The sequence below is a fragment of the Micromonospora sp. WMMD1274 genome (genome assembly GCF_049179035.1).
GTDB lineage: Bacteria > Actinomycetota > Actinomycetes > Mycobacteriales > Micromonosporaceae > Micromonospora > Micromonospora tulbaghiae.
Genome location: NZ_JBMHMG010000001.1, coordinates 4,502,400 through 4,517,938 on the forward strand (window position 1 = coordinate 4,502,400; position 15,539 = coordinate 4,517,938).

Below are 15,539 nucleotides of genomic sequence, written 5' to 3' on the forward strand. Positions count from 1 at the left end.
GCGGAGGAGTCGGCGTGGCGAAGACTGATTCGACGGGTTCCACATGGCGGTACCGGTGGGCGCACCGGCAGAACGAGCGGCGGCAGCGGGCCTTCCGCGCGGCCGACGAGGCGTGGCGACGCCGCGACGAGGAGCTGCGCCGCCTGCGTACGCTCGCGGTGTCCTTCCACGGCTCGGCCCAGGCGGGCGTCGGCCTGCCGATGGAGCTGGCCCCCGGCGAGGTGGTCTTCTGGACGCTTCCCGCCGCGCAACTGGTGGAGGTGCGGCACACCGCCGTGCTGCCCGCCCCCGAACTGACTGTCGACCCCGACCCACCCGTGTTGCGCCCGCGCCGCCCCGAGGGCGTCAAGGTGGTCGACGCCGGGCTGGCCGTGCTCACCAACCGCCGTCTGGTGCTGCTCGGCGGACGCGGCCGGCGCGACTGGGCGTACGGCCGGATGACCGGCCTGTCCCACGACCCCGGCGCCCCGGTCACCCTGATCCAGGTGCTGGACCGGCGGCGTACCTCCGGGTTGCTGCTGCCCACCGGCGCGGCGGCCGACTTCCGGTTCACGCTCACGCTGGCCTTCGCCGACGCGATCGAGCAGCGCGCCGCGGTCGTGGCCGAGCTGGACGAGCTGATCGCGGAGCACACCGCCGCGCGGCCCGAACGCCCCGCGGTGCTCACCCCCGCCCAGGCCCGCGTCACCGCGCTGGTGCCCGGCGGCCGGCGCACGGTGGCGGTCGGCGCGGCGCTCGCGCTGATCGTGCCGGCGATGCTCATCGAGTCCAACCCGCCCACCCGGGCCGGCTCGGAGCGGGCCGCCGCCGCGACCCCGGCGGCCAGCGTGACCCCCGCCCCACCGCAGCACGTCGCGCCCGCCGTCCAGGTCCGGCCCAGCACGAGCCCGGAGCCGTCCCGCGCCCGTCCCGCCCCGCCGCGCGGCACGCCGCAGCCGCCGCCCGAGCGCCGCTGCGGCGCCCCGGCGAACCCCTTCGGGTACGACTTCTGCGGCGGCCAGCGCATCCGCAGGCCGGCCGCCGAGGTCTGCGAGTGGTTCGAGTGCGTGCCCGGGTTCTGGTCCGACCGCGGCTGGCTGGTGCAGTGCCGCGACGGCTCGGTCAGCCGCACCGGCGGCCAGCGCGACGTGTGCGCCGGCCACAAGGGGTTCCGCCGTACCGTCTGGCGGTGACGCCGGTCAGGCCACCGGGCGGGGCGTGACGCGCAGCGGCAGCAGCCCGGCCAGCACCAGCGCGGCGCCCACCGGCAGCAGGTTCAGGTTCACCGCGATCGCCAGGAACCCGGCCAGCACCAGCACCGGCGCCCACACCGGCAGCAGCCGTGCCGCCGCCGCCCGGTACAGCAGCACCAGCAGGCCCAACTCGAACAGCAGCGGTCCGCCGAACAACACCAGCCCGGGCGTGCGCACCGCTTCGGCGAAGCTCGGGAACAGGTCGCCGAGGATCACCCAGACGAAGGCGGCGGCACCGACCAGGCCGGCCAGCGCGGCCACGTCGTCGAGCGTCCGCAACCGCGACGACCGGGTACGCAGCAGGCCGTGCAGCCCGACGATCAGCGCGGCGAAGCCGAGGACGCCGAGCAGGAACAGGGTGTGGCCGGTGTTCCACGCCCAGGCACCCTTGTCGCTGTGCCCGTCCAGGCGGTCGAGCAGGCGCAGCAGGCCGTAGCCGAGCAGCAGCACCGCCGACGCCACGGCGACCGGGCGCAACCACTGGTACGCGGGACGTGTGCGGGAATCGAGAAGGCTCATCGCCTCAGCGTTCCGGGTGCCCGTGCGCGGGACATCGGGGAGCGGTCCCGAACCGGACCCGGATCAATCCGCTCGCCTCCCGTAGGGGTGCCCGGATACCGTCCGGCCGTGTCCCGCACCGTCACGCTGGTCCTGCTCGACTCCGCCGGCCGCCCGCTCGGCGCGCTGCCGCCGTTCGGCGTACAGGAGCCGTGGTGGCAGGAGGCCGGCTCGATCGTCGCCGCCGTCCGGCAGCGCCACGGTCTGGAGGTCGCCGTGCTGCGGCTGCTCGACGCCGACCGCCCTGCGCCGCCGGGCGGTCACGTCCGCTACCTGGCCCAGGTCGTCGACGCGCCGGCCGTACCCCTGGAGCCGGCCGGGGACGCGCTTGGCTCACCCCTGGAACCGGTGGCAGTGGACCTCGCGCCGCATCCGCTGCGCCAGCCGTGGGCGGAGGCGGGCGGTCCGGCCGACAGCGTCGCGTGGGCGACCGGCGAGCTGCGCCGGCTCGGCCACCGGGTGTCGGCCGTGGCGCAGCAGCGCACCTGGAACCTCTCCGCCATCTGGCGCCTGGACACCGACCAAGGCCCGGCGTGGTTGAAGCAGCTCCCCCCTTTCTCCCGCCACGAGCCCACGGTCCTGGCCTTCCCCGATGATCGAGGAGTTGGTGTCGGTGCCGATCTCCCTGGTGACCCGAACTCCTTGATCAACGGGCCGGTGGTGCTCGCCGCCGACGGGAAGGGGCGGATGCTGCTGGCGGACGTGCCCGGGGAGGACCGGTACGGGGCCGGGGAGGAGGAGCGGGCTGCCGTCGCAGCCGAGCATCACGCGGTGCAACTGCGGGCCTGTGGGGTCGTCGGTGAGCTGGTCGCGGCCGGGGTGCCCGACCTGCGCGGGGCGAGGCTGGCGGGCTGGATCCGGGAACGGCTGGCCGGGCACGACGTGTCGGCCGCCGCTGGTCTGCTCGACGGGCTCGACCATCGGTTGCGGCAGGTCGGCGACTGCGGCCTGCCCGACACGCTCGTGCACGGTGACCTGCACCCCGGCAACGTGCGCGGTGACGACGGGCGCCGGACGGTGATCGACTGGGCGGACTCGTTCGCCGGCCACCCCGCCTTCGACATCCTGCGCCTCACCGAGGACGTCGACGCGGACGCCGCCGCCCGGCTGATCGACGCGTGGGCGCGGCGGTGGCGGGCCGACGTGCCGGGCAGCGACCCGCACCGGGCCGTCGACCTGCTCCGGCCGGTCGCGCCGCTGCGGCTGGCCGCCGTGTACTCGATGTTCCTCGCCGCGATCGAGCCGAGCGAACACCCGTATCACGTACACGACGTGCCGGCCGCGTTGGCGCGAGCGGCGGCGGTGGCGCGACCCTAGACGCGGCGGACCGGGATCCACAGTTCGGCGTCGGCGGTGCCGCCGCCCTCGGCGACCCGCACCCGCGAGATCTCCGGCCCCGGACGGGCCTCGTACGGGTTGGACGGGAACCAAGACGTGAACACCGCCCGCCACAGGTGTTGCACCGCCACCGGGAACGCGCCGGAGCTGGAGAACACCGCCCAGTCGCCGGCCTCGACCGGCAGGCTGCGCAGGTCGTCCGGCACGTCCGCACCGGTCACCGCCGCGTACCAGTAGTCCAGCTCGGCGCCCTCGTCACGGGAACCGGTCAGCTCGGCGCTGACGTTGACGATCCCGCGCGGCTCCTGGTCGGACAGCGCCTCGATGCGGCGCACGGTGGCCGGGTCGATGCCCCTGACGAACGCCACGATGTGCGGGTTCATCCCCTCGTGCACGAGCGGCACCCGGGCCGTCAACCCGGCGAGCCGGAAGGCGTCCTTGGTCACGATCCGGTAGTCCATGCTGGTGTTCCCTTCGACGACGAGCCGGAAGGACATCCGGGGCTGGGACCGCAGCACCGCACCGGCCTGCCGGGCCTGTGTCGGCCCGACGCCGTGCACGGCGCGGAACGCGCGGGCGAACGCCTCGTTCGAGCCGTACCCCCACCGGACCGCCACGTCGAGCAGCGACTCCCCGCCGGCGAGCACGTCGGCGCCGGCCAGCGTCATCCGGCGACGGCGCACGTACTCCGACAGCGGCATTCCGGCCAGCGCCGAGAACAGCCGGCCGAAGTGGTGTTCCGACACGCCCGCGAGCCGGGCCAGCGCGGCCACGTCGAGCGGCTGGTCGAGCCGCTGTTCGAGGTGGTCCAACGCGGCGTTGAGCCGATCCAGCACCCGATGTTCCTTCCTGGTGACGACCTCGACGCTAGGCTCCCGGCCGCCCACCGACCCGATCACACCGGACCCGATCCGGTCGCCTCGTTCGACACTGGCGGGCGTGTCGCATCATGACGTGGTGATCTTCCGGAAGCGGCACCACAAGAAAAAGAAGAGCCGGGACTGGTGCAACTGCGACGTGCCCACCTGTGACGGGCCGGGCTGCTGCGACCTGGGCCTCTTCTCGATGCTGCTCACCCTCGGCTCGGTGACCGCCGGCGTCGTGCGCCGGCCCGCCGTGGACCGCGCCGGCCGGGCCGCCATCCTCGGTTACCGGCGCTGGCTGTCGCACCGCTGGCCGGCGACCTGCCGCTACACGCCCACGTGCAGCGCGTACGGGCTCGCCGCGGTCGAGCGGTACGGGCTGGCGGTGGGCGGTCGGATGGCCGCCGACCGGGTACGCCGATGCCGTCCCGACGTGCCGCACGGCACCCACGACCCGGTGCGCTGACGCCACCCGCCTCCGCGCGCGGACGTGCCGGCGCCACCTCGGGGAAGTGGCGGTGTTCCGGTGCGCCGGATGCCGCCACTCCAGCGACCTGGCGTCGACCGACGTGGCGGTCACCCGACCGACGTGGGGCCGCCGAAGACGACCGGGACGCCGGGGGAGTAGAGCACGCTCACCGGCGGCCCGTCCGGCGCCGGCAGGCCACCGGCGGTGACCAGTTCGTCGTCCAGGTGCAGCAGCTCGGCGCGGTGCAGCGGCCACTGTGGATGCCAGTTCGGCACGTGGAGGGTGCGGCCGTACGCGCGGGTGTGCAGGCCCCAGCGCGCGGTGAGGAAGTGTTCCAGCGGTGTCGGCTCGGGGATCGGCGCGCCGACGCGTACGGTCATCCGGCTGGTCGCGCCCGCCGGACCGGGCCAGCGGCGGCGGCACCGGTAGGTGAGCGTGTCACCGGATCGGTCCAGCCGCATCGCCGACCACTTGTACGGCAGGCGCAGGCTCAGTTGCGCCACCAGCACCGGCACCAGCCGGGACGCGTCGAGCGAGCGGAACACCACAGCGCGGCGCCCCGAGCCGTCGACCGAGTAGAGCCGGACGTTCGTCTCCCAGAACGTGCCGAAGTAGGGCACGCCCGGACCACGCCCGAGCCCCAGCCCGACCATCTGGAACCCGATCAGCCCGACGTAGGTGAGCCCGTCGAACGTGTCCGGCCGGGTGCCGGCGGGCAGCAGCGGCGCCACCCGCTCCGGCGGGACCGCCCAGTGCAGGAACGTCAGGTCGTGCCAGCGCTGGGCCAGCCAGGCGAGGCGGATTGCGCGTACCGGGGCGTGCTCGACCGGCTCGATCTCCACGCCCTCACTCCGGGCGGTGGCAGACCGCCTCGACGTTGTTGCCGTCCGGGTCGCGGACGAACGCGCCGTAGTAGCCGGCGTGGTATTCCGGCCACTCCTTCGGCGCGTGCAGCACCTCCGCGCCGGCCGCGACAGCCGCGTCGTGGAACGCCCGGACCGTGGCGCGGTCGGCGGCGGTGAACGCGATGTGCACCGGCACCGGCGTGGCGCCGGAGGGCGCGGGCTCCACCCAGAAGTCGGGCGCGTCGACGCCGTAGCCGATCGGGCCGGGCTCCATCAGCCGCCGCCCGCCCAGCGGGGCGAGGACGGCGTCGTAGAAGGCGCCGCTGGCCGCCAGATCGCGCACCGCTACGGAGAAGTGGTCGAGCACGTCGCCTCCCTGCGATCGTCGATGACCGCCCCAGGCTACGAAACCCCTACGACAATCCGCCGTGGTATTCGACGTACCAGCGAGATCGCTCGGCCACGTCGAACGCCGCCACGTCCTCGGGATCGACAGCCGACAGGTAGGCGAGAACCTCGGCCGCCTCCGCCGTGCCGAGCGTCCGTAGGTGAGCGAGCGTCTGCTCCCGCCCAGCCCCGCACAGCAACTGCCACTCCACCGAGCACGCGGCGTCGAAGCTGGAGTGCTTGGCCTGCCAGATCAGCAGTACGTCGGCCAGGTCACCGTGCAGGAACAACTGCTCGCAGCCCAAGTGGATGAGGGCGCTGTCGTTGTCGGCACCGAGGCGGATCTGCTCGCGCAGCATCGACCGCACCGGCTCGACGTCCGCCGGACGCAGTCCGTGCCGCTCGTACCACTCCTCGTCGTTCACGCGGTCATCCTGCCGGACACCGCGACCATCGGACCGGCTCGCCGTCGCCGGGCGGTGTCCGCGACGAGCAGCAGGCCGGGCACCGCGCCGAGCAGCCAGATCACGCCCACCGGCCAGTGGATCACCGCGCCCACCGCACCTCGGATCTCCGGCAAGTCACCCACCACGTAGGACGCCTCCGGGTCGGTCGTGCGGCAGTCGAGCGTCCACGAACCCGGCGTCGGCACCCGCACGGTCGCCACCCAGGAGTAGGCGGCGGCGTCGCTGCCGTAGTCGCCCGGCGGGACGGAGACCGGCTCGGCCGCCCGCACCTCCGAGTCGTCGCCGGTGACGCGGCAGTCCGGGTCCGCCGGGGAGAAACCCAGCGCGAAGATCCCGTACGCCCCGGCGACCGGTGCCGTGAACCGGCTCGCCGACGTCACGTAAGGGCCCACGCCGCCGTACTCGTGCGGGGGGTGTCCGATCGTGCTGTCCTCGGCGCCGAGCCGTACCGCGGACTGCGCCAGCAGCGCGCCGAACACGACGGCGAGCCCGCCGACCAGGTAGCCGCGCCGCGACGCGGGGCGGTCCCGGCGGGGCAGGCGCCCGCCCACGGCGTACCCGATCAGCGCTCCGGCCACCGCGAGCGCAGCGCCGCCGAGCAGAGCCCGCCCCCAGCGGGCCTCGCCCGTCAGCGGCACGACCCACCGGAAGAAGGCCAGCGACGCCGCGAGAAGTGAGGTCGTGACCAGCGTGGACACGCCCACGGCCGTCGTGGCGCGCCGGGGTTGCCGGGCCGCCAGCACGGCGGCGAGCACCGGCGACGCGAGCACGGGCCACCACAGCGCGGTGGAGACCGGCTGCTCCTCCTCCCACCTGTGGGTCCACTCGTAGACGACGAGCGGGGCCGGCACCGTCGCCGCCAACCAGGCCGCGAGCACTCCGGGACCGGGCAGCCGAACGCTCATCAGTCGATCCTCGGCCACCCGGATCATCCAGGGAAGTCCGCGAGCCGTCCGAAAGGGATTGCTCACACAGCGTAGGATCGCGTGCGACACAGCCGAACACACGGGGGAAACGATGTTCGAGCGCCTGGGCAGATTCGTCGTGGGCAAGGCCTGGTGGGTGATCGGCGGCTGGGTAGTCGCCGCAATCGCGATCATCGCCGCCAGTCCTTCGCTGAGCGACATCACCTCCGCGGACCAGGAGAGCTTCCTGCCGCGTTCCTACGAGTCGGTGCAGGCCACCGAGCTGGCCGCGAAGTCGTTCCCGCAGGCCGCCACCGCCACCGCCACGGTCGTGGTCAAGCGCAGCGACGGCAAGCCGCTGACCCCGGCCGACGAGGCGCGCGTGGGGCAGCTCGCCACCGCGCTCAAGGCCCGGAACATCCCGCAGACCTCCGGCTACCTGACCGGCCCGCAGGCCGTCGCGCCGGACAAGTCGGTGCAGGTGGTCACCGTCGGTCTCGACGCCGACAGCCCCGACGACCCGGGCCTGCTCGACGCGGTACGCGACCTGCGCGCCGCCCTCGGGCCGGACCTGGCCGGCAGCGGCCTGACCGCAGGGGTGGCCGGCGACGTGGCGAGCTTCGTCGACAACGAGGACACGTTCAACGAGGCGTTCGCTGTCGTCGGCGTCGCCACCATCGTCCTCATCATCGGGCTGATCCTGATCATCTTCCGCAGTCCGATCGCCGCGCTGCTGCCGGTGGTGGTCATCAGCGTGGTCATGTCCGTCACCACCGGGCTGGTCGCCGCCGCCGGCAAGGCGTTCGACCTCAACGTCAGCCAGGACCTGCAGACCATCCTGCTGATCGTGCTGTTCGGCATCGGCACCGACTACATCCTGTTCCTGCTGTTCCGCTACCGGGAGCGGCTGCGCGCCGGCGACGACAAGCGCACCGCGATGATCGTCTCGGTGCAGCGGGTCGGCGAGGTCATCACGTCCGCCGCCGGTGCGGTCATCGTGGCGTTCCTGGTGCTGCTGCTCGCCTCGCTCGGCTTCTTCGGCTCACTCGGTCCGGCGCTCGCCATCGCCGTCGGCGTCATGCTCGTCACCTCGCTGACGCTGATCCCGGCGATCGTGTCGCTGCTCGGCCGGTGGGTGTTCTGGCCGTCGAAGGCGTGGCAGCGTCAGCCCAAGGCCACCCTGTCCCGGCGGCTCGGCGCCGTCGTTGGCCGCCGTCCGGCCGTCGTGGCCGCCGCCTCGGGCGCGCTGCTCGTGGCGCTCGCCGCCGGGGTGCTCGGGTACAAGGCCGACTACGACTTCAGCGCCGGCTTCCCGCAGGACACCGAGTCGGCGCGGGCCGCCCAGGATCTCCAGCGCGGGTTCGCCGCCGGGGCGCTCGCGCCCACCGAGGTCTACCTGACCACCGGCAACGGCACCCCGCTCACCGAGCAGCAGGTGAACGACTTCGCCGCCGCGGCCGCACGCGCTCCGGGCGTCGGGCAGGCGCAGCCGCCGGAGCGCAGCACCACCGACCCGAGCGTCGTCCGGATCAACCTGCTGCTGGACGAGAACCCGATGTCCAACGAGGCGATCACGCTCGTGCGCGACGACCTGCGGGACGCGGTGCACGAGGCGGCTCCGCCCGGCACCAAGGCGCTCGTGGGTGGCGCCACGGCGATCTTCGCGGACATCAACTCGGCGAACAACAGGGACCTGTCGGTGATCCTCCCGGTCGCCGCCCTCCTGATCGCGATCATCCTGGCGCTGCTGCTGCGCAGCCTCGTCGCGCCGGTCTACCTGGTGATCGCCGTGCTGCTCAACTTCGCCGCCACGCTCGGCGCCACCGTCTACGTGTTCCAGGGGCTCCAGGGCAACCCCGGCGTGACGTTCCAGTTGCCGATCATCCTCTACCTGTTCGTAGTGGCGATCGGCACCGACTACAACATCCTGATGATCGCCCGGCTCCGCGAGGAGGCGCGCGAAGGCCACGAACCACACCAGGCCGCCGCGATCGGGGTGGAACACGCCGGCCCGACAGTCGCCGCGGCCGGGCTGATCCTGGCCGGCACGTTCGGGGTGCTGATGCTCGCGCCGATCTCGTTCCTCCAGCAGATGGGCTTCGCGGTGGCGATCGGGATCGTGCTGTCCGCGTTCGTCATGTCGATGTTCTTCGTACCGGCACTGACCGGGCTGATCGGCCACAAGGCATGGTGGCCGGGGCACGGCGACGAACGGCGCAACGGCGGCGGCCGGCACGCGGCACCCGAGCCGGCGGACGCGGCGTCGGCCTGACTGCGACCCGCCCCGGCGCGGCTCAGCCCTCGCCGGGGCGGACCAGCCCGCTCTCGTACGCGATCACGACGAGCTGCGCCCGGTCGCGGGCGTTCAGCTTCTGGAGCAGCCGGCTCACGTAGGTGCGGGCGGTGTCCGGGCTCAGGAACAACGCCTGCCCGATCTCCGTGTTGGAACGTCCGGCGCCCACCTGGGCGAGCACGTCCCGTTCCCGGGCGGTGAGTCCGGCCAGCCGCGCCGGGTCGGCCACCGGTGAGCGGGCCGCCGCGGCCAGCACCCGGCGGGTCACGGCGGGGGAGAGCAGCGCGTCACCACCGGCCACCGTCCGGATCGCGTCCCGCAGCGCGTCGGGCGGGGTGTCCTTGAGCAGGAAACCGGCCGCCCCGGCGCGGATCGCCTCGAACAGGTACTCGTCGTCGTCGAACGTGGTCAGCATGACCACCTGCACGCCGTCCAGCGTCGGGTCGGTCAGGATCCGCCGGGTCGCCTCCAGCCCGTCCCCGCCGGGCATCCGGACGTCCATCAGCACGATGTCGGGCTGCTGCTCCCGTACCACGGAGAGGCCGCTGCCGCCGTCGCCGGCCTCGCCCACCACCTCGATGTCCGGCGCCCGGTCGAGCAGCGCGCGCAGGCCGGTGCGGACCAGGTGCTGGTCGTCGACGAGGACGACGCGGATCGGGCTCACGCGGCCACCCCCGCGAGCGGCAGGTGGACCGACACCCGGAAGCCGCCGCTGCCGCTCGTGCCGGTGCCGCCGGTTGCTCGGGTGTCGCCGGTTGCGGCGGTGCCGGTCTGGACGGTGCCGGTTTCGACGGTGCCGCCCAGCAGGGCCACCCGCTCGGCCATGCCGCGCAGGCCCTGGCCCCTCCCGCTCGTCGGCCCGCCGGGTGGGCCGCCGCGGCCGTCGTCCACCACCTCCAGCGCGAGCCGACCGGGCGTGGCGCGGACCGTCACGGTGACCCGGGTGGCCCCGGCGTGGCGCAGGACGTTCGTCAACGCCTCCTGCACGACCCGGTAGACGGTGCTGCCCACCACCGCGGGCAGCGTGTCCACCGGACCCTCGACCCGCAGGTCGACGGCCAGCCCTCCCCGGCGTACGCCGTCCACGAGCGCCGGGAGCTGATCGAAGCCCGGGGCCGGTTCCCGTGGCCCGGGCTCGCGGCGCAGCGTGCCGAGCGTCGCCCGCAACTCCGCCATCGCGCTGCCGCTCGCCGACCGGATCGCGGCCAACGCGCTCTCCGCCTGCGCCGGATCGCTGTCGGCGAGCGCCTCCCGGGCGACTGCCGACTGCAACGTGATCACCGACATGGTGTGCCCGAGCGTGTCGTGCACCTCCCGGGCGATGCGCAGCCGTTCCGCCTCGACCTGACGGGCCGCCTCCCGGTGCCGCTCCTCGTCGGCCGCAATCGCCTGCCGGACCAGCGCCGCCCGCAGCGACCGCCGGTTGCGTACCGCGTCGCCGAGGGCGATGACGGCGAGCAGCAACGCCGCCTCGGAGCCGAGTTCCGTACCGACGACCACCGCGATGTCGTCGCCCTCGGCCAGCCGGGCGACCACCGACACGGCCAGCAGGCTCCCGGCGACCACGGCGGCCGGAACCACACGCCCGCGCTCGGACACCCGGTAGAGGACTGCGGCGGCCGGGGCGGCCACCCCGACGGGCGGCAGGTCCAGCGCGTAGTACCCGAGGATGACGACAGCCGTCGCCAGCAGCGCCGGCAGCGGCCACCGCCTGGCGCCCAGCACCAGACCGCCGAGCACCGCGCCGGCCACGACCGCGAGCGCCGCGCCGCCGGGCGCGGGCCGGTCGGCCGCCACGGCCGCCACGGCCACCGCGACCAGGCCGAGCGTGGCCGCCGCGAGCAGCGCGTCGGCGCGGGTGGGCGAGGTGTCGGGCACGCCTTCGAGCCTAGGTCCGCGCGGACCCTCACCGCTGTCGTCCGCAGGCGTCAGGGTCGACCCCGAGGCGTACGCCGAGAAGCGACATCCGGTCGCGCGACCACGCGGACGACGGCCGAGGGCAGCCGACCTAGCGTCGATGGCGTCCCCGAAACGTGAGGAGAACCCTCGTGCTACGCACAAGACTGACCTGGCTCGCCCTTATTGTCATGGTATGGGCGGCAATGATGTCGTTCGGCGGGGTCGCCGCCGAGACCGTCATGCTCTACCCGAACATCTTCAGCGACGCGCCCGCCTCGCTCGACCGGGCCCGTGAGTTCCTCGTCCACGGCGGCCCGCACGACTACTTCCCGCCGCTCGGCGCGTCGGTGATCCTGAGCAGCGTCGCCGCCACGCTGCTCACCTGGCGCGACCGGCGGCTGCGCTGGTGGGTCGCCGGCGCCACGGCCGTGTTCGTCGTCTGCGAGTTCCTGTTCTCCGCTGTCTTCTTCTGGCCGCGCAACGAGATCATGTTCGTCGACCCGCCCGGTACGCACTCCGCCGAGTACCTGCGTCAGGTCGCCGCGGAGTTCGTCGCCGGTCACTGGGTGCGCTTCGCCGGAGGTGCGGTGACGGCCGTCCTGGCGTTCGTCGCGCTGCTGAAGTTCGTGCGCTCGACCGCGCCGGGCTCGGTGTCGGCTCCCGCACCGACGTCGGCTTCGGCCCCGTCGGAGGTGACGCGATGAGCGCGGGTCGCCGTACCCTCGGGTTCCCCTGGCCGGCGTTGGTCGCGCTGGCCGCGCTGGCCGCCCCGCGCGTGGTCCTGCACGACCTGGATGTGGTGCCGGAGGGCACCGTCGTGGCCGCGCTGCTCGCGGTCGGACCGCCGCTGTGCTGGGTGGCCGCCGTGCTGTGGCGGCGACCGCCACGCCCGTTCCTGACGATGGTGGTGATCGGGGCGTTGTACGGGGTGTTCCTGGCGGTCGGTCACCAGGTGTTCTGGGACTCGTCGCTGGGCATGGAGGCGCCGGGGCTGGCCGGGCTGGAGCCGGGGGCGCGGGAGGCGTTGTTGCGGGGTGCGGCGGTGATGTCGAGCCTGGTCACGGGGACGATGGTCGGAGTGATTGCGGGTGCGGTCGCGGTGCTGTTGTCCCGAGTGCTGCCAGTGCCAGCCCGACGTCGTGAGCGAGCCGACGCTTCCCGCCCGCTCGCCTGACTCGGCGAGCGGGCGAGATCCCAGGTCAGGCAGCGATCGCCCGGGCGGCGGCGTACATGTCGGCGGGCAGCGGAGTCCGCAGCTCCCAGAGGATCCGCATGGGCCGGTCGCCGCTGTGTTCCCGGTACGTCATCGGACCCGCGTACAGGTACGGCGGTGCGCCCAGGTCGCGATCGGCAATCTTGGTCTCGCGGACGAACAGGTGCACCGTCGAGCCCTGCGCGACGTGGTTGACGTACCGCTGCTCGGTGGCCGAGCCCGATGACGTGGTGCTCTGCGACTCCCACTGGAACAACCGATCGGTGATAGCGCGGTCGGCGTACATGGTGGTGGGCGAGTAATGCTCCTCGGACTTGACGAGCGTGACGAAGAACAGATCCGCGCGCTCGTCGGGCAGCCACTTCACGCCCTCGCGCAGCGAGCCGGGGTTGGTCATGCCGAATGCCGCGCACGCCTCGTTGCGGCTGTAGCGGGCGTGCACCCGCAGCGGCACCCGGCCCGGGGCAGGTGGCTCGGTGACCCGATGGATGCGGTCACGCAGCACGTCGACTACCTGCCGCAGCTCGGCGCAGCGCGCCGGTTCCGCCCACAGTCGCTTGAGCCGGGCGTCGCGTTCGGCCAGTGGCACCGACGACCCCCACAGGCTGAAGTGCAGCATGTCGAGCAGCCGCCCGACGGTGGAGGGCTGTCCGGCGGCGACCCGAGCGACCAGATCCAACCTGTCGACATCGTCGATGTGGAGCATCCGGCCGATGGCCCGGCTCAGGTCACGGTCGTCCGGGCCACCTTCGGCCGGGTCGAGCACGGCCAGCCGCCGCAGCCCCGCCCAGCCGCCGATGCTCGCCGATCGGTAGACGTCCTCGATTTCCAGGCCGGTCTCGCGCAGGAAGTCGGACAGACTGACGTCACCGAGCTGCCGTAGCTCGGCCACCAGCGCGTTCTTCGACGTCGGCAGCGCCGACTTGAGGTTGGCGAGGACGATTTCCTTCGCCACCCGGTCCAGCTCGATGTGGCAGCCGCTGGGTAGCGAGGGGAAGTCCTCCCGGACGGCCGCTTCGACCGCCCGCCGGCTGACCCCGGCGAGCGCCCGCCAACGCATGTCGAACCGGAAGTTCGCGTGCTGACCGCCGATGAAGTCGAGGACCGTCAAGCATGGCTTGTCGTCGTCCAGCCGCAGACCGCGGCCGAGCTGTTGCAGAAAAATCGTCGCGCTCTCAGTGGGGCGCAGCATGAGGATGGTGTCGACCATCGGCAGGTCGACGCCCTCGTTGAACAGGTCGACGGTGAAGAGCACCTTCAGCTCGCGCTTGCGGAAGCGGTCGATCAGCACGTGCTGCTCTGGCCGGTTGACCTGCGATGTCACCGCCGCCGAAGGCACTCCGTGCCGGGTGAACCAGTCGGCCATGAACTCCGCGTGGCCGATGCTGACGCAGAAGCCGAGGGCGCGCATCCGTCCGACGTCAGCGATGCGCCGGACCGCGTGCAGGATGAGCCGCGCCCGAGCGTGGTTGCCCGTGTAGACGCCGTCCAGCTCGCCCTTGTCGTACCCCTGTCCGCGCTTCCACCGCACCCGCGTCAGGTCCACGTCGTCGTGCAGGCCGAAATACTGAAACGGCGCCAGCAACTGCCGTTCGAGGGCCTCCCACAGGTGCAACTCCACCGACGCGCGGCCGTCGAACCACCGGCGCACGTCACGGCCGTCGCTCCGCTCGGGCGTCGCGGTCAGACCCAGGAGTACGCGCGGCCGAAGCCGTTCCAGCAGCGCCGTGTAGGTGGCCGCCTCGGCGTGGTGGAACTCGTCGACGATCACCATGTCGTACGCCTCGGGGTCGATCTCCCGCTGGCGCAGCGACTGGATCGACGCGAAGACGTGCTTCCACCCCTGCGGCCGATCGCCGCCCACCAGCGTCTCGCCAAACGTGCCGTCGCCCATGACCTGGCGGAACACCGACCGGCTCTGCCGCAGGATCTGCTCCTGATGTGCGACGAAGAGCAGCGAGTCGACGCGGCCGGCTCGCCGGAGCCGGCGGTAGTCGAGCGCCGCCACCACCGTCTTGCCGGTGCCGGTCGCCATCACCACCAGGTTGCGCCAGCGGCCGTGCACCAGGCGTTCGGCGTCGAGGTCGTCAAGAACCTCCTGCTGGTACGGGAACGGCCGCACGTCCAGGTTCGCGATCTCAGTCGGTGCGTCGTCGGCGCGTTCCCCGCGCAACGCGACACGTAGGCGCTCGCCATCGGCTGCCGGGTCGTAGGTCTCGAACGCCGAGTCGTTCCAGTAGTCGGCGAACGTCGCCTCGAACGTGTCGATGACGTGCGGCTGCTCCAGGTTCGAGATGCGCACGTTCCACTCCACGCCGTCGACGAGCGCGGCCTTGGAGAGGTTCGACGAACCGACGTACGCGGTGGTGGTGCCGTTGTTCCGCCGGAACAGCCATGCCTTGGCGTGCAGGCGGGTGGTCCGCGTCTCGTAGGACACCTTGATCTCGGCACCCAGCTCGGCGAGCCGATCGAGCGCCCGCTGATCGGTGGCGCCCATGTACGTCGTCGTGATGACCCGTACCCGACCCCCTCTGCCGACCAGCTCGGTGATCGCGGGCTCGATGATGCGCAGCCCGTGCCACTTGATGAAGGCGCAGAGCAGGTCCACCTCGTCCGCCGACGCCATCTCGTGGCTGACCTCGTGGCCGATGCGCGGCTGGTGCCGGCCGTTGACCAGGAGCGCGCCGGTGGAAAGCGGCGTCGAGGGGCGGATCGGGAAGACCGGTGCGGCCGGTGGGGTGGGCGGTGAGGCGATGGCGTGCAACAGACGTTGGGCGTCCGCTACCTGGTCCTCGGCGGTGACGGCGCGGGGCTCGGCCTGAGCGATGTGCGCGGCGATGCGGTTCGCCAGGTCGACCTGCCGGGCCAACTTGTTCTCCCCGCCACCGACGCCGAGGAGCGCCCGCCGCGCGAGGCCCGCGATGTGCCGGGCCAGGACGTCATGCGCGTCGGCGGCATCCAGCTTCGCATCCCGGACGAGGGCGCTATCGACATGCCTGAGCTGCGTCGCCAGCTTCTCCGTGATCAGGTGTTCGTAGATGCCCTTCTCAAGATCCCCCACGATGGCAAG

15 protein-coding genes are annotated in these 15,539 nt (G+C 73.0%); 6 read left to right on the forward strand and 9 right to left on the reverse strand.

The features are described from left to right. Nucleotides 1–14: 14 nt before the first annotated feature. The gene (locus ACN27D_RS21435) at nt 15–1,172 is read left to right on the forward strand and encodes a hypothetical protein (RefSeq protein ID WP_421499829.1); all 1,158 of its coding nucleotides are present in this window, start codon (nt 15–17) and stop codon (nt 1,170–1,172) included. 6 nt (nt 1,173–1,178) lie between these two features. Here ACN27D_RS21435 and ACN27D_RS21440 read toward each other — a convergent pair whose 3' ends face one another. Then, nucleotides 1,179–1,751, reverse strand: coding sequence for a hypothetical protein (locus ACN27D_RS21440; protein ID WP_421499830.1), 573 nt, complete (start codon nt 1,749–1,751; stop codon nt 1,179–1,181). Nucleotides 1,752–1,859: 108 nt separating this feature from the next. Between ACN27D_RS21440 and ACN27D_RS21445 the strand changes: the two genes are divergently transcribed. After that, nucleotides 1,860–3,107: a phosphotransferase family protein gene (locus tag ACN27D_RS21445; RefSeq protein WP_421499831.1), complete on the forward strand. Its 1,248-nt coding sequence runs from the start codon at nt 1,860–1,862 to the stop codon at nt 3,105–3,107. On the opposite strand, the gene ACN27D_RS21450 is transcribed toward ACN27D_RS21445, so the two are convergent. Beyond that, nucleotides 3,104–3,964 carry an AraC family transcriptional regulator gene (locus tag ACN27D_RS21450; RefSeq protein ID WP_421499832.1) on the reverse strand — a complete coding sequence of 287 codons (861 nt, stop codon included), beginning with the start codon at nt 3,962–3,964 and terminating at the stop codon, nt 3,104–3,106. The two genes, ACN27D_RS21445 and ACN27D_RS21450, sit on opposite strands and share 4 nt — an antisense overlap. Nucleotides 3,965–4,067: 103 nt before the next feature. On the opposite strand from ACN27D_RS21450, the gene yidD reads away from it, so the two are divergent. After that, nucleotides 4,068–4,457: a membrane protein insertion efficiency factor YidD gene (yidD, locus tag ACN27D_RS21455; RefSeq protein WP_233585732.1), complete on the forward strand. Its 390-nt coding sequence runs from the start codon at nt 4,068–4,070 to the stop codon at nt 4,455–4,457. A 110-nt stretch (nt 4,458–4,567) separates the two neighbouring features. Here the strand turns inward: yidD and ACN27D_RS21460 are convergent, their stop codons facing one another. From ACN27D_RS21460 to ACN27D_RS21475, 4 genes are read right to left on the reverse strand one after another with little or no spacing between them, the layout of a single operon-like run. Beyond that, a complete protein-coding gene (locus tag ACN27D_RS21460; protein WP_421499833.1) occupies nt 4,568–5,302 on the reverse strand; it encodes a YqjF family protein in 735 nt (244 codons plus the stop codon). 4 nt (nt 5,303–5,306) lie between these two features. Beyond that, nucleotides 5,307–5,672, reverse strand: coding sequence for a VOC family protein (locus tag ACN27D_RS21465; RefSeq protein WP_091045928.1), 366 nt, complete (start codon nt 5,670–5,672; stop codon nt 5,307–5,309). A 46-nt stretch (nt 5,673–5,718) separates the two neighbouring features. After that, nucleotides 5,719–6,117 carry a hypothetical protein gene (locus ACN27D_RS21470; protein WP_120571469.1) on the reverse strand — a complete coding sequence of 133 codons (399 nt, stop codon included), beginning with the start codon at nt 6,115–6,117 and terminating at the stop codon, nt 5,719–5,721. Next, nucleotides 6,114–7,064 (reverse strand): hypothetical protein, encoded by a 951-nt coding sequence (locus ACN27D_RS21475; RefSeq protein WP_421499834.1) that lies wholly within the window; start codon nt 7,062–7,064, stop codon nt 6,114–6,116. Before ACN27D_RS21475 ends, ACN27D_RS21470 begins: the two co-directional genes overlap by 4 nt. Nucleotides 7,065–7,176: 112 nt before the next feature. On the opposite strand from ACN27D_RS21475, the gene ACN27D_RS21480 reads away from it, so the two are divergent. Then, a complete protein-coding gene (locus tag ACN27D_RS21480; RefSeq protein ID WP_121684523.1) occupies nt 7,177–9,336 on the forward strand; it encodes an MMPL family transporter in 2,160 nt (719 codons plus the stop codon). A gap of 22 nt (nt 9,337–9,358) precedes the next feature. On the opposite strand, the gene ACN27D_RS21485 is transcribed toward ACN27D_RS21480, so the two are convergent. Next, nucleotides 9,359–10,021, reverse strand: coding sequence for a response regulator (locus tag ACN27D_RS21485; protein ID WP_421499835.1), 663 nt, complete (start codon nt 10,019–10,021; stop codon nt 9,359–9,361). Further along, entirely contained in the window at nt 10,018–11,235 is a 1,218-nt protein-coding gene (locus ACN27D_RS21490; RefSeq protein ID WP_421499836.1) for a sensor histidine kinase, read from the reverse strand. The genes ACN27D_RS21485 and ACN27D_RS21490 overlap by 4 nt, the downstream gene beginning before the upstream one ends. 209 nt (nt 11,236–11,444) lie before the next feature. On the opposite strand from ACN27D_RS21490, the gene ACN27D_RS21495 reads away from it, so the two are divergent. Together ACN27D_RS21495 and ACN27D_RS21500 are read left to right on the forward strand one after the other, a co-directional pair. Next, the gene (locus ACN27D_RS21495; RefSeq protein WP_421499837.1) at nt 11,445–11,960 is read left to right on the forward strand and encodes a DUF1772 domain-containing protein; all 516 of its coding nucleotides are present in this window, start codon (nt 11,445–11,447) and stop codon (nt 11,958–11,960) included. After that, nucleotides 11,957–12,430 (forward strand): hypothetical protein, encoded by a 474-nt coding sequence (locus tag ACN27D_RS21500; protein ID WP_421499838.1) that lies wholly within the window; start codon nt 11,957–11,959, stop codon nt 12,428–12,430. The genes ACN27D_RS21495 and ACN27D_RS21500 overlap by 4 nt, the downstream gene beginning before the upstream one ends. 25 nt (nt 12,431–12,455) lie before the next feature. Here ACN27D_RS21500 and ACN27D_RS21505 read toward each other — a convergent pair whose 3' ends face one another. Continuing rightward, nucleotides 12,456–15,530 carry a DUF3427 domain-containing protein gene (locus ACN27D_RS21505; protein ID WP_421499839.1) on the reverse strand — a complete coding sequence of 1,025 codons (3,075 nt, stop codon included), beginning with the start codon at nt 15,528–15,530 and terminating at the stop codon, nt 12,456–12,458. Nucleotides 15,531–15,539 lie beyond the last annotated feature (9 nt).

Excerpts from the sequence above, each read along its gene's own strand:
- ACN27D_RS21440 (WP_421499830.1), bottom strand. The coding sequence starts at position 1,751 with ATGAGCCTTCTCGATTCCCGCACACGTCCCGCGTACCAGTGGTTGCGC.
- ACN27D_RS21475 (WP_421499834.1), bottom strand. The coding sequence starts at position 7,064 with ATGAGCGTTCGGCTGCCCGGTCCCGGAGTGCTCGCGGCCTGGTTGGCG.
- ACN27D_RS21480 (WP_121684523.1), top strand. The coding sequence starts at position 7,177 with ATGTTCGAGCGCCTGGGCAGATTCGTCGTGGGCAAGGCCTGGTGGGTG.
- ACN27D_RS21495 (WP_421499837.1), top strand. The coding sequence starts at position 11,445 with ATGGTATGGGCGGCAATGATGTCGTTCGGCGGGGTCGCCGCCGAGACC.
- ACN27D_RS21500 (WP_421499838.1), top strand. The coding sequence starts at position 11,957 with ATGAGCGCGGGTCGCCGTACCCTCGGGTTCCCCTGGCCGGCGTTGGTC.